Here is a 12,769-nt window from a genome sequence, read left to right on the forward strand (position 1 = left end):
AAACTGGAGAGCAGATCGTCCCGGCGCGAGCCACGCGTCGCCGGCGTAATAGGAGGCACCCGTGCCGCACGTCCTGGTCCTCAACGCGTCGTACGAGCCCCTCGGCGTCGTACCGCTCCGCCGCGCGCTCGTCCTCGTCCTGGAAAACAAGGCCGTCAGCCTTGAGGAGTCCGGCGCCTTCATGCACAGCGCGACCCGTGCCGTCGCTGCCCCCAGCGTCGTACGGCTCAAAAGGTTCGTGCGGGTCCCGTACCGGGGGCCCGTTCCGCTGACCCGGCGGGCCCTGTTCGCCCGGGACGGCGGCCGCTGCATGTACTGCGGTGGCGTCGCAACCAGCGTCGATCACGTCATCCCGCGCAGCCGCGGTGGCCAGCACGCCTGGGAGAACGTCGTCGCCGCCTGCCGGCGGTGCAACCACGTCAAGGCGGACCGCCACCTCTTGGAGCTCGGTTGGCGCCTGCGCCACCAGCCCGCCCCGCCCAGCGGCCTCGCTTGGCGGATCATCGGCACCGGCCACCGCGACCCGCGCTGGCTGCCCTACCTGCAGCCCTTCGGCGCGGACGACGCCCTGGCCCGGATCGACGGCATCTCCGCCTGAGACGCCGGCGAGACGCCGGTCGGCCGCCGGTGGGTGGTGGGCCGGGCGGGCCGGTGGTGCGTGCCGGCCCCGGCGCCGGGAGACGGGTGTGCTGCCGCTGCCGAGGTGCCGTCAGACGTGCCATGCCGCGCCGTGAGAGGGGGCGACGCCCACGCCCCCTCACCCCCGGACGGCGTACGCCTCCACCGACCACAGCGAACACGGCCCCGCCTCGCCGGCCTGGATCCGCAGGAAACGGACACCCCGGGCATCCACCCGGATCCGCTCGCGCCCGCCCCCGGCTCCCGCCCCGCCTCCGCTCCCGCCCGCGTCTACCGTCGCCGCCGTACGCCAGCTACGACCGTCGGACGACACCCGCACCGCAGGGTGCGCGGGTCGGGCGCCCTGCCACTGGAGGACCACGAGGCCGACCCGGGCCGGCCCGGCCAGTTCGGCCTGCCACCAGGGGCCGCCGTCCTCGGGCGGCGCGGACCAGCGGGTCGCCGGGCGGCCGTCGGAGGCGGCGCGGGCCGGGGAGCCGGGGCCCGCGTCGCCCGACGAGGTCGCCATCGCGCCGGCGATCAGGTCGGGGCCGCCGGTGCGAGGGCGGGCCCGGACGGTGAGGGTGACCTCCTGGTCGCCGAAGGACAGCGGCACCCGGTAGTCGCCCGACGGGGTGCCCGGGGCCACGTCCACCTCGACCGGCACGTCCCTGCGGGTGCCGCGCGCGACCGCCACCTCGCGCGGGAGCCGCACCGTGATCCCGCGCGGCGCCCGCGCCGAGAGCGCGCCCTGTACCGCCGCGGGCCCCATCGCCGCGACCGAGGCCGTGACCCGCAGCGGGGCCCCGCCCGTCTCGGCGTCCGCCGTGGCCGGCCCGACCGCCAGATGGGCCGGCGGCTCGTCCGCGAACCAGGGCACGAGGCGCCGCACCCCGCCCGCCTCGCCCGTCACCCGCACCGCGGCGGCCCGTGCGCCGTGCGCCGCGACCTGGGTCCAGCCGGCGGGGTCCAGCGCGCCCAGCGTGCGCCACTCCCCGCCCGGGGCGCGCGCCTGGACCTCGCCGGTGGTGCCGGGCCCGGCCAGCACGGTGAGCGCCTCGACCGGGCGGGCCGGGACGAGGGCGACGGTGAAGGCGTCCGCGGACGTGGTGACGTTCACCGCCGGGTGGTCCGCGCCCGTCCAGGCGTCGGCCTCCCGTGCCGCCCGGTCCAGGAACGCGTCCAGTACGCCCGCGCCCACGGTGACCGGCGCGTCCTTGAGCGCCGAGCGCAGCGGGTCGAGGGCGAGCGAGGCCCGCCAGGCCGCCGCGCCGTCCCCGGCCGACTGGGCCTGGAGCAGATCGACGGCGAGCTCACCGGCCCGCCCGTAACGCGCCAACTGGTCGAGCCACGGCGCCAGTTCGGCCGCGAGCGCGGTGCGGGCGAGGCGCTGCGGGGTCTCGCGGAGCACCGTGAACGCGGCCCTCAGCGCCCTGGCCGCATCCTCGCGGACCGGCGCCGCTTCGGGGGCCGTACGGGCGCTCCAGAAGGCGGCCGCAGGCGGACGCAGGTACGCCGACTCCGGGCCGCCCAGGACGGAGGAGGCGTCGTTGGCGGCCACCGCCGTGAGCGCCTCGCCCACCCGCGCGTCGCCGCCCGCCAAGTCGTCGACCGCCGCCCGCCAGGACTCCCGGGGCCGGTAGCCGCCCGGGTTCCAGGCGAAGTCGGCGGCCGTGAACAGCGGGATGCGGGAGGCCACGGGCTGCCGCATCGCGTTGGCGAGCAGGGCCGCCGAGCCCGACGCGACGGCCGGATCGCGTCCGGTGACGGGGCCGAGGAAGATCCGGCGCGGCGCGTAGTCGTTGACCGGATAGTTGTCCATCGTGACGAGCGCATGGCCCAACACGGCTTTTGCGCGCGCCAGTTGGGGACCCGTGATGGTGCGCGGCACGACACCCACCCCGGTCCAGGCGACCTGGACGTCCGGGGCGAGGGCGTCCGCGAGTGCGCCGCGGTAGGCGGTGTAGCCGTCCTCGAAGTACTCCGTCGGCAGCAGCGACAGCGGCTCGGCGCCCGGGTGCGCCGCGGCGAGGTGCGCGGCGACCGCGTTGGCGACCCGGGCGTGCGCCCGCGCGGCGGCCACCGGTCCCGAGCCGAACGTCTCCGCGTCCGCCGCGCAGTGCCACTCGCTGTAGGAGACGTCCTGGAACTGCACCTGGAACGCCCGCATCCCGAGCGCCCACATCGCGTCGAACTTGGCGTTCAGCTCCGCGATGTCGGCGTCCGACGACAGGCAGAGCTCCTGGCCGGGCGCCACCGCCCAGCCCGGCGTCACATGATCGCGGGCGGCCCGGTCGGCGAGCGCCCTGAACTCCGCGCGCTGCCCGGCCGGGTACGGCTCGCGCCAGCGGGCCTGGCGGTACGGGTCGTCGCCCGCCGCGTACAGATAGCGGTTCTGTTTGGTACGGGCCATGAAGTCGAGCTGATCCAGGCGCTGTCGGAGGCTCCAGGACTCGCCGTAGAAGCCCTCCGTGACGCCGCGCACCGGCGTCGCGGGCCAGTCGCGTCCGACGACCCCGGGGACGCGGGCGCGCCCCCGCTCGTCCTTGCCGATCAGCTGCCGCAGCGTCTGGACGGCGTGGAAGAGGCCGTCCGCCCCCGTCCCGTCGAGCGCCACCGTGTCCCGGCCGGCGATCCGGCCCACCCCGATGCGGTAGCCGCCGGCGGGCAGGCCGCCGGGGCCGGGCACCCCGAGCGCGCGCAGCGCGTCGCCGGCGCCGGGCCCGCCGAGCCGGACCACGGGTCCGGTCCCGGGCAGGCGCCGCTGCGGGGCGCGCACCCCGGCCGCCCTCAGGACGTCCTCGACGGCCCGCACGGCGTACGGGTCGGCGCCGGGGGCCGCGAGCAGCACCGCGGCACCGGCGAACTCCACCGGCACCCCGGTGGACCGCAGCGACCGCGGACGGGGCCACACCTCGACGGGGGCGACGGCGTCCGGGGTGGTGGAACCCGGGGCGGCGCGGACGGTGGCCGCCGCGCCGCACGCGCCGCACGACGCGGCGTCGACCATCCCACCGACCACGACGGACGCCAGCACGACTGCGATCGCCGCGACCACCGAAGCCGTCGCACCCGCCACGGCCCGGCCCCTCCGCGTCCGGTCCCTCCCCGCCCCGTTCCTGGCCCGCCCCTCCCTCCCCGCCGCGCTCAGACCTCTCCCGCGAGCCATCCGCACGACCCCCGACCCCCTCATCTGACTGTCCGTAAGCGATACTTGACACTGTGTGAGGAGCGAGCCCATCACCCGTCTGCCGCGCGTGTCAACGCGAGCGGTCGGTGTGCGGGGTCCACGGGTCTGATATGTCTGATCCGATGGACTCGGTACAAGCTTGTGTGCGACGGCACGTCTGGGGCGCCGCCTGCTGGGTAGGGCACTCTCTGTCCCTGCCGCCCACCCCTCTGGAGGCCCCCGTGGTCGCCCCTGCTCCCGAGCCGCCGCTGACCAGTGAGCCGCCCATGGCCGATGCCGAACCCCTGATCAGCGAGCCCCCCATGGCCGAGGTCACCCCGCTGACCAGCGAGCCCACCCCGGTGGCCGCCCTCGCCGCGGCCGCGGGATTCTGAGGCCGTGACCCTGGCCCGGCTGGCCGCCCGGCATGGCGTGGCCACGTCGTACTCCCCGTCGCCGGACGTCACCGTAGAGGTGCCGGACGCCACGGTGGTCGCCGTCCTCGCCGCGCTCGGCGTCGACGCCTCGACCCCGGCCGCCCTGAGCCGGGCCCTCGCCGACGCCGAGGCCGCCGAGGCGGACCGGCTGCTGCCCCCCACGCTGGTGCGGTGGGGCGGGGCGCCCGGCCCCGACCTGCCCGCCGATCTGACGGTCGTCGGCGTACCCATCGATCAACTCCCGCTCGGCGTGCACCAGTTGGACGTACGGCACCGGGACGGACGGACCGCGTCCGCGACGCTCGTCGTCGCGCCGGCCGGAGTGCCGCAGCCCCCGGAGCGCGTCCACGGCCTCCTCGTGCAGCTGTACTCACTGCTCTCCACCCGGTCGTGGGGCATGGGCGACCTCGGTGACCTCGCCGAGCTCGCCGCTTGGTCGGGTCGCGCCATCGGATCGGGATTCGTGCAGGTCAACCCGTTGCACGCGGCCGTGCACGGCACCCCCACCGACCCCTCCCCCTACCGCCCCTCCTCGCGCCGCTTCCCCGACCCGGTCCATCTGCGGGTCGAGGACGTCCCCGAGTACGCGTACGCCACCGACCGGGCCGCGCTCGACGCACTGGCCGGGCGTGCCGCCACCCTGCGCGAACAGGTCCTCGCCAAGGGCGAGTTGATCGACCGCGACGCCGTGTGGCAGCTGAAGCGCGAGGCCCTCACGCTGCTGTACCGGGTGCCCCTCGCACCCGGCCGGCGGGCCGCCTACTGCGACTTCCTCGCCGCACAGGGCCAGGCCCTCGAAGACCACGCCACGTGGTGCGCGCTGGCCGAGCGGTACGGTCCCGAGTGGCGCCGCTGGCCCGAGGGGCTGCGCGACCCGGCGTCCGCCGCGACCGCCCGCGCCCGGCGCGAACTCATCGACCGCGTCGACTTCCACTCCTGGCTCGCCTGGCTGACCGACACCCAGCTCGCCGCGGCCCAGCGCGCCGCCCGCGACGCGGGCATGCCGGTCGGCCTCGTCCACGACCTCGCCGTCGGAGTCCACCCCGACGGCGCCGACGCCTGGGCCCAGCAGGACGCCTTCGCGCCCGGCATGTCCGTCGGGGCGCCGCCCGACGCCTTCAACGCGCTGGGCCAGGACTGGGGGCTGCCGCCCTGGCGCCCCGATGTCCTCGCCGCCCGCGGCTACGCCCCCTACCGCGGCCTGCTCCAGGGCCTGCTGCGGCACGCGGGCGCCCTGCGCATCGACCATGTGATGGGCCTGTTCCGGCTGTGGTGGGTGCCCGAGGGCCACCCGCCCACCGACGGGACGTACGTCCACTACGACGCCGAGGCGATGCTCGCCGTCCTCGCCCTCGAGGCGCACCGCGCGGGTGCCGTCGTGGTGGGGGAGGACCTCGGCACGGTGGAACCCGGCGTGCGCGAGGCCCTCGCCGCGCGCGGGGTGCTCGGCACGTCCGTCCTCTGGTTCGAGCGCGACTGGGCGGGGGACGGCCGCCCGCTCGCCCCCGAATCCTGGCGGCCCGGCTGCATGGCCACCGCCACCACCCACGACCTGCCCTCCACCGCGGCCCGCCTCACCGGCGAGCACGTCCAGCTCCGCCACAGCCTGGGTCTGCTCACGGCCCCGCTGGCCCAGGAGCAGAGCGCCGCGCGCGCCGAGGTGGCGGACTGGCTCGGCCACCTCGAACGCCTCGGCCTGCTCCCCGACGCGCCCGGCGACGAAGAGGCCGAGGTCAGGGCGGTCTACCGGTTCCTGCTGCGTACCCCGGCGCGGATGGTCGGAGTGTGGCTGCCCGACGCGGTCGGCGACCGAAGACCGCAGAACCTGCCCGGCACGTGGGACCAGTACCCCAACTGGCGCCTCCCGGTGGCCGGCCCCGACGCCCGCCCCCTGACCCTGGAACAACTCACCGCCTCGCCGCGGCTGCACGCGCTGATGCGGATCTTCCCGCGCGAAGGCCCGGAGGCCACGGGCTGACCCGCCCCTCCGGGTGCCCCGCCCGGGTGCCGCCCGGCGCCCTCCCCGGCACCCCCTCCCAAGTGCGCCGGGCCCCGTACGGCACCCCCGGGCGCGCGGTGCTCCCGGGCGTTCGCTACGTTTGCACCGTGGACAAGAAGAACGCCCTGCGCGCCGGCGCCGTAGCAGCCGGTACGACGCTGATGATGCTGCTCATGTCGTCCCCCGCGCTTGCGCTCACGCGCGACGACGGTGACGACCCGGGTTCCGGCCTGAGCGTGATGGACACGATCGGTCTGTTCGTGCTCGCGCCCATCGCGCTGTTCGCGATCATCGCCGGCCTGGTGATGGTCCTGGACAAGTCCCGCAAGGCCCCGAACAAGGCGTAACCGCCAACCGCTTCACCTCTCCCACCCGCCCGCCCGTTCCCGCTCCCTATGAGGGCGGGGATGCCGGGCGGGCTTCGGGCTTTCCCCACCCGCTTCCCCCGCCCGTCGGCGCAGCCGCACGCAGGTGCTGAGCCCGGAGCCGGCCCCGGGGTGGCGCCGGGTGCGGCGGCCTCAGTGCGCCGCCAGCAACTTCCTCAGCAGCGACGAGAGTTGGGCCGCCTCGTCCTCGTCCAGGGCGGAGCCCAGCACCTCCCGCTGCGCCGCGAGCCCCGCCGTCACCGACTCGTCCACCAGTTTCAGGCCCCGCTCCGTGAGCGTCACCCGCAGGCCGCGCCGGTCCGTCGGGTCGGGGCTGCGCACCAGCAGGCCCGCCTTCTCCAGCTTGTCGAGGCGCCCCGTCATCCCGCCCGTCGTGAGCATCAGCGTCCCCGAGAGCTGGCGCGGCGAGAGCGTGTACGGCTCGCCCGAGCGCCGCAGGGTCGCGATGACGTCGAACTCGCCCCGCCCGATGCCGAAGCGCGCGTACTCCTTGTCCATCCGGTCGCCCATCGCCCGCGCGATCCGGTAGATCCGCCCGTACACCGCCATCGGCACCGTTTCCAGGTCCGGCCGGACCTCGGCCCACTGTGTGGTGATCGCGTCCACCGCGTCCGGAAGGGCGGATGCCGCTTCGGCGGACGGGGAGGCGGGGCTCGTGGTTGCAGTCATGGGACCAGTCATGGGACCAGTATCCGAGCACGATCAGTCGTACGCAAGAAAGTTGCTTGACGGAAAGTAGCTTACGAGTAAGCTACTTTCAGCTAAGCCACTTGTTCCGCCGGAGACGGAGTCCCCATGCGTACGTTCCGCAGTCGTACCCGCACCCCCCGCATAGCCGGGGAACGCCGGATGCTCGTCGCCATGGCGGTCGACGCGACCGGCTCCGGGATGTACGTGCCGTTCAGCCTGGTCTTCTTCCACCACGTCACCGGGCTCCCGTTCGCCACCGTCGGCCTCGTGCTCACCGTCGTCGGACTGCTCGGGCTCGGCGCGCTGCCGCTCGCCGGGTCGGCCGTCGACCGGTACGGCGCCCGGCGCGTCCAGCTCCTCCTGTACGGGGTGCGCGGCACGGGCTTCCTCCTCTACCCCTTCGCCCACTCCCTGCCGGCCTTCGCGGCCGTCGCGCTCGCCACCGCCTTCGGGGACCGAGCCTTCCCCGCCGTACAGCAGTCCCTGCTGGGCGAGGTCGCCCAGGGCGCGGACCGCGACCGCCTCCAGGCCTCCTCCCGCGCCCTGCGCAACGGCGGGCTCGGCGCCGGCTCCCTGCTCGCCTCGCTCGTCGTCGGGTTCGGCGGGAACGCCGGATTCACCGCCGCGGCCTGGCTCAACGCGGGCAGCTTCGCCCTCGCCGCGTTCCTGATGAGCGGCGTACGGCCGCAGCGCCGGGCCGCCGTCGCGCCCGGGGCGGAGGCGTCCGACGTCAGGGGCGCCGCGGCCCGCCGGCCCGCGGGCTACCGGCAGGTCTTCGCCGACCGGCCGTTCCTCGGGCTCACCGCCGTCAACTTCCTCAACGCGCTGGGCTACTCGGCCCTCTCGGTGCTCTTCCCGCTGTACATCACGACCTGGCTGCGCGGACCCCAGGCCCTCACCGGCACCGCGTTCACGCTCAACACCGTGATGTGCGCGGCGGGCGGGGTCGTGGTCGGCGCCCGGATCCGGTCCCGGGGAGCCCGGCGCACCCGTTCCGCCGCGCTCGGCTCGCTCCTGTTCGCCGCAGCGTTCGCCGCGCAGATCGTGCTCGGTACGTTCCGGCCGGGCTCGGGGATCGTCCTCGGCGGGGCGCTGCTGATCATCGTCGTGCTGTACACGCTGGGCGAACTCGTCCACAGCCCCGCGGCCGGCGCCCTGTCGGTGGCCGCCGCGCCGGAGGCCCTGCGCGGGCGGTACCTGGCGGCGTACCAGCTGTCCTGGTCGCTGGCGGCAGCGGTCGCACCGTCGCTGTTCACCGCGCTGATGGCCGTGGACGGGCGGATGCCGTGGGCGGTCCTGGTGCTCACCTCGCTGGTGGCGGCGGGGGTCGTGGTCCGGCTGGAGCGGGGGCTGCCGGGCGGCGCGGTCCGCGTGGCCCTCGCGTAACCGTTGCTGCCTCGCGGTGCGCATGGCCATCGGGTGACCTTCGCCGCCCCCGCACCCACCCCGCCCCACGCTCTCCGCGGACCCCGAGAGGAACCGACCCCATGAACCACAACCGCCTCACCACCGTCGCGCTCACCGCCCTCGCCCCCGTCTCCTGGGGCTCCACCTACGTCGTCACCACTCAATTCCTCCCCGCCGACCGCCCGTTGTTCACCGGCATGATGCGCGCCCTGCCCGCCGGGCTCGCTCTCCTGGCGCTCACCGGACGGCTGCCGCGCGGCGCCTGGTGGTGGAAGTCCGCGGTGCTCGGCGCGCTCAACATCGGCGCGTTCTTCCCCCTGCTCTTCCTCTCCGCCTACCGTCTCCCCGGCGGCATGGCCGCCGTGATCGGGTCCGTCGGGCCGCTCTGGGTGGCCGGGCTCGCCGCCCTGTTCCTGGGCGAGCGGCCCACCCGGCGGACCCTGCTCACCGGCATCGCCGCGGCCCTCGGGGTCAGCCTCGTCGTCCTGAAGGCGACCGGGGCGTTCGACGCGATCGGGGTGATCGCCGCGCTCGGCTCCTCCGCCTCGATGTCCGCGGGCACGGTGTTCACCAAGCGGTGGGGGCGGCCCGAGGGAGTGGGACCGCTGGCCCTGACCGGCTGGCAGCTCACCGCGGGCGGGCTGCTCATCGCGCCCGTCGCCTTCCTCGTCGAGGGCGCCCCGCCCGCGCTCGACGGGCGCAACCTCGCCGGATACCTCTACCTCGCCCTGGTGAACACGGCCGTCGCGTACTGGCTCTGGTTCCGCGGCATCGGCCGCATGACCGCGACCTCCGTCACCTTCCTCGGCCCGCTCTCCCCGCTCACCGCCGCCGTCATCGGCTGGGCCGCCCTCGGCCAGGCCCTCGGCCCCGTCCAGCTCGTCGGCATGGCGATCGCCTTCGGCGCCACCGTCGCCGGGCAGATCGGCACCGGCCCCGGAGGAACCGGCGCGAAGCGGTTGGGGGACGCGGTCACCTCCGCCGAACCGTTCAGTTCTCCTGAAGGTAATGCAGCGAAACTTTCGATGGACGTAACGGTTGGTGCGGTGCGACCGTAAGGGCACGCCGCGCCTCGCCAGGCCCGGCGAACCCCGGCGCGGCACGTCCCGCCGAACCCGAAACGGAGCCCTCGTGACCGTCCTGGACCACGTCCGCAGCACACCGCGCACCACCGCGGCCCGGAAGGTGGGCGGCGCCTCAGGGCTCGGGCTCGCGCTCGCGGCCGTCGCGACGGTCGTCTGGTCCGGGAGCTTCGTCGCGAGCCGCGCCCTGCACGCCTCGGTGCCGCCCGTACAGGACGCCTCCTGGCGCTGGCTGATCGCCATCGCCGCCGTCGCGCCGTTCGCCGTCCGCGAGACCTGGCGCCAACGCGCCCTGATCCGAAGCCACTTGGGCTATCTGACCGTCGCCTCGCTGCTCGGCATCACCGTGTACAACACCCTCGTCAATCAGGCCGGGACCTCCACCCCGGCCGGCAACATGGGCATGATCATGGCCGCCTCGCCGGTCCTGATGGCCGTCCACGAGCGCCTCACCGGCGGCCGGCTCGGCGCGCGGCGCACCGTCGGACTGCTGGTCGCCGTCGCCGGCGTCCTGCTCCTGGTCAGCAAGGGCTCACTCGATCTGAAGCTCGCGCCCGGCGATCTCTGGATGGTCGCGGCCGCCCTCAGCTTCGGCTCGTACAGCGTGCTGCTGCGGCGCCGTCCGGCCGAACTCGGCTCCCTCGCCTTCCTGTTCACCACGTTCGTGCTCGGCGCGCTCATGCTGGCCCCCGCCTACGGCGTCAGCCTCGCCGTGCAGGGCGGCTTCGCCGCGACGCCCGGCACCGTCGGCCCGCTCCTCTACGTCGGGGTGCTCTCGTCGGCCGTCGCCTTCTTCGCCTGGAACAAGGCGATCTCCTTGATCGGCGCCGCCCGCGCCGGCGTCGTCTACTACCTCCAGCCGGTCTGCGTGGCCCTGCTCTCCTACCCCCTGCTCGGCGAGTCCACGGGCCCCGCGCAGCTGGTGTCCATGGCGCTCATCCTCGGCGGCGTCGTCCTGGGAAGCCGCAGGTGAGCCCGGCCGGGGCGGCGCCGGTATGTTGCGTCCCATGAGCGAGTGGGACATCAAGAAACTCCACATCCTGCGGACCCTGCGCGAGCAGGGCACCGTGACCGCGACCGCCGAGGTGCTGCTCATGACGCCCTCGGCGGTCTCGCAGCAGCTGTCCAACCTCGCCAAGCAGCTCGGAGTGACCCTGCTCGAAGCGCACGGCCGCCGGGTCCGCCTCACCGACGCCGCCCACCTCGTGCTGCGTCACGCCGAGGCCGTCTTCGCCCAACTGGAACGCGCGGACGCCGAGTTGGCGGGCTACTTGCAGGGGGAGGCGGGCGAGGTGCGGGTCGGGGCGTTCTCCACCGCCGTGCCCGCCCTCGTCGTCCCGGCCGTGCAGCAGCTGCGCCGCAGCCATCCCGCGCTCGAAGTACGCGTACGGGAGGCCGAGGCGGCCGAGGCGTACGAGCTGCTCTCGGCCGGGTCGGTGGACCTCGCCCTCTCCCTGGCCGCCCACGCGCCGAGCGCCCGCGACCCGAAGTTCGCCCTGCTCCCGCTGCTCACCGACCCCCTGGACGTGGCGCTGCCCGCCGGGCACCCGCTCGCCGCCGAACCTGGGTTGCGCCTCGCCGACCTCGCCCACGAGGCATGGATCTTCGGCGGCAGCGGGCCCTGGTCGGAGATCACCACGGCGGCGTGCGAGGCCGCCGGGTTCGTACCGGAACAGGCGCACAGTGCGGCCGGCTGGACCGCGATCCTGGCCATGGTGGAGGCCGGCATGGGGGTGGCGCTCGTGCCCCGCATGGCGGCGGCCGACCGCCGGGCCGGCGTCGTCATGCGGGTTCTCAGTGCGGACCAGCCGCGCCGTCATGTCGTGGCGGCGGTACGGCGGGGCGCGGAGGAGGGCCCGGCCGTGGCCCGCGTCCTCGCGGCGCTGCGCGAGGTGGCCAACGTGAGGCCGGCCGGTTAGCGGGCCGGACGGACGGCCGGGCCGGCCGGTCAGGCGCTCGCGCCGGGCGGGGTCGCGCTCAGGCGGGCCATCTCGGCGTCCGTGAGGCGCAGGGCGCCCGCCGCGACGTTGTCGACGAGGTGGGCCGGGTCGCCTGTGCCGGGGATGGCCAGGACGTGCGGGCCCCGGTGCAGCGTCCAGGCCAGCCGGACCTGCGCCACGCTCACCCCGCGCTCGCGCGCGACCGCCGCGACCTCGTCGCCCGCCGCGTTCTCTGCGCTCTCTGCGCCCGCCGCGCCGCCCGTACCCGTACCCGCACCCGTACCCGCACCCGCACTCGTACCCGTATCTGCGCCCGCGCCCGCCTCGCGCCCGGCGCCCGCGATCGCGTAGAACGGCACGAACGCGATGCCCCGCTCACCGCAGAGCCGCAGCATCTCCTCCTGCTCCTCGGAAGCGCCGACGCCGTACGGGTTCTGCACACACACCACGGGTGCGATGGCGAGCGCCTCGTCCAGGTGGGCCGGGCGCACGTTGGACAGGCCCAGATGGCGGATGAGCCCCGCCTCGCGCAGCTCGGCCAGCGCGCCGAAGCGTTCGGCCACCGAGTCGGCGCCCGGGGAGATCCGCAGGTTCACCACGTCCAGGTGGTCGCGGCCGAGCTGGCGCAGGTTCTCCTCGACCTGCCCGCGCAGCGCCTCGGGCGTCCTGGCGTGCTCGCCCCACTCTCCCGAGGGGAGCCGGGCGGGACCGACCTTGGTGGTGATGACGAGGTCGTCGGCGTACGGGGCGAGCGCGCTGTTGATCAGCTCGTTCGCGGAGCGCAGCGGCGAGAAGTAGAACGCGGCCGTGTCCAGGTGGTTCACGCCGAGCTCAACCGCCTTGCGCAGTACGGCGATCGCCTCGTCGCGGTCCCTCGGTTCGGCGTCGGCGCGCAGGGCCGCGCCCCGCTGGGGGAGCCGCATCGTGCCGAAGCCGATCCGGTTCACGTCCAGGTCGCCGAGTTTCCAGCTGCCGGCTGCCGCCGCGGTGATCGTCTCTGCATTCATGCCGGGAGTATGGCAACGGGCGGGGCGACGACCG

General features: G+C 75.3%; 11 protein-coding genes. 8 read left to right on the forward strand and 3 right to left on the reverse strand.

The annotated features are described in order from the left end of the window. The first annotated feature begins 61 nt into the window (after positions 1-61). Positions 62-598: an HNH endonuclease gene (locus OOJ98_RS03790; protein WP_267053178.1), complete on the forward strand. Its 537-nt coding sequence runs from the start codon at positions 62-64 to the stop codon at positions 596-598. Positions 599-757: 159 nt separating this feature from the next. Here the strand turns inward: OOJ98_RS03790 and OOJ98_RS03795 are convergent, their stop codons facing one another. After that, positions 758-3,628 carry a beta-N-acetylglucosaminidase domain-containing protein gene (locus OOJ98_RS03795; protein WP_267055500.1) on the reverse strand — a complete coding sequence of 957 codons (2,871 nt, stop codon included), beginning with the start codon at positions 3,626-3,628 and terminating at the stop codon, positions 758-760. A gap of 401 nt (positions 3,629-4,029) precedes the next feature. Between OOJ98_RS03795 and OOJ98_RS03800 the strand changes: the two genes are divergently transcribed. The 3 genes from OOJ98_RS03800 to OOJ98_RS03810 all read left to right on the forward strand — a co-directional run bounded on the left by OOJ98_RS03800 (position 4,030) and on the right by OOJ98_RS03810 (position 6,570). Beyond that, positions 4,030-4,182 carry a hypothetical protein gene (locus OOJ98_RS03800; protein ID WP_267053179.1) on the forward strand — a complete coding sequence of 51 codons (153 nt, stop codon included), beginning with the start codon at positions 4,030-4,032 and terminating at the stop codon, positions 4,180-4,182. Between the two features lie 4 nt (positions 4,183-4,186). Further along, positions 4,187-6,202: a 4-alpha-glucanotransferase gene (gene malQ, locus OOJ98_RS03805; protein ID WP_267053180.1), complete on the forward strand. Its 2,016-nt coding sequence runs from the start codon at positions 4,187-4,189 to the stop codon at positions 6,200-6,202. 128 nt (positions 6,203-6,330) lie between these two features. Then, a complete protein-coding gene (locus OOJ98_RS03810) occupies positions 6,331-6,570 on the forward strand; it encodes a hypothetical protein (protein ID WP_267053181.1) in 240 nt (79 codons plus the stop codon). 171 nt (positions 6,571-6,741) lie between these two features. Here OOJ98_RS03810 and OOJ98_RS03815 read toward each other — a convergent pair whose 3' ends face one another. Beyond that, complete coding sequence (locus OOJ98_RS03815; RefSeq protein WP_267053182.1) at positions 6,742-7,278, reverse strand: MarR family winged helix-turn-helix transcriptional regulator; 537 nt, start codon at positions 7,276-7,278, stop codon at positions 6,742-6,744. 126 nt (positions 7,279-7,404) lie between these two features. Here OOJ98_RS03815 and OOJ98_RS03820 point away from each other — a divergent pair, with 126 nt between their 5' ends. The 4 genes from OOJ98_RS03820 (at position 7,405) to OOJ98_RS03835 (ending at position 11,707) form a co-directional block, all read left to right on the forward strand. Then, entirely contained in the window at positions 7,405-8,685 is a 1,281-nt protein-coding gene (locus OOJ98_RS03820; protein ID WP_267053183.1) for an MFS transporter, read from the forward strand. Positions 8,686-8,786: 101 nt separating this feature from the next. Next, the gene (locus OOJ98_RS03825; protein ID WP_267053184.1) at positions 8,787-9,764 is read left to right on the forward strand and encodes an EamA family transporter; all 978 of its coding nucleotides are present in this window, start codon (positions 8,787-8,789) and stop codon (positions 9,762-9,764) included. An 82-nt stretch (positions 9,765-9,846) separates the two neighbouring features. Then, the gene (locus tag OOJ98_RS03830; protein WP_267055501.1) at positions 9,847-10,761 is read left to right on the forward strand and encodes a DMT family transporter; all 915 of its coding nucleotides are present in this window, start codon (positions 9,847-9,849) and stop codon (positions 10,759-10,761) included. Between the two features lie 34 nt (positions 10,762-10,795). Next, positions 10,796-11,707 carry a LysR substrate-binding domain-containing protein gene (locus tag OOJ98_RS03835; RefSeq protein ID WP_267053185.1) on the forward strand — a complete coding sequence of 304 codons (912 nt, stop codon included), beginning with the start codon at positions 10,796-10,798 and terminating at the stop codon, positions 11,705-11,707. Between the two features lie 29 nt (positions 11,708-11,736). Here OOJ98_RS03835 and OOJ98_RS03840 read toward each other — a convergent pair whose 3' ends face one another. After that, entirely contained in the window at positions 11,737-12,735 is a 999-nt protein-coding gene (locus OOJ98_RS03840; protein WP_267053186.1) for an aldo/keto reductase, read from the reverse strand. Positions 12,736-12,769: the final 34 nt, after the last annotated feature.

The organism is Streptomyces sp. NBC_00083 (assembly GCF_026343295.1).
In the GTDB taxonomy this organism is placed as follows: Bacteria; Actinomycetota; Actinomycetes; order Streptomycetales; family Streptomycetaceae; genus Streptomyces.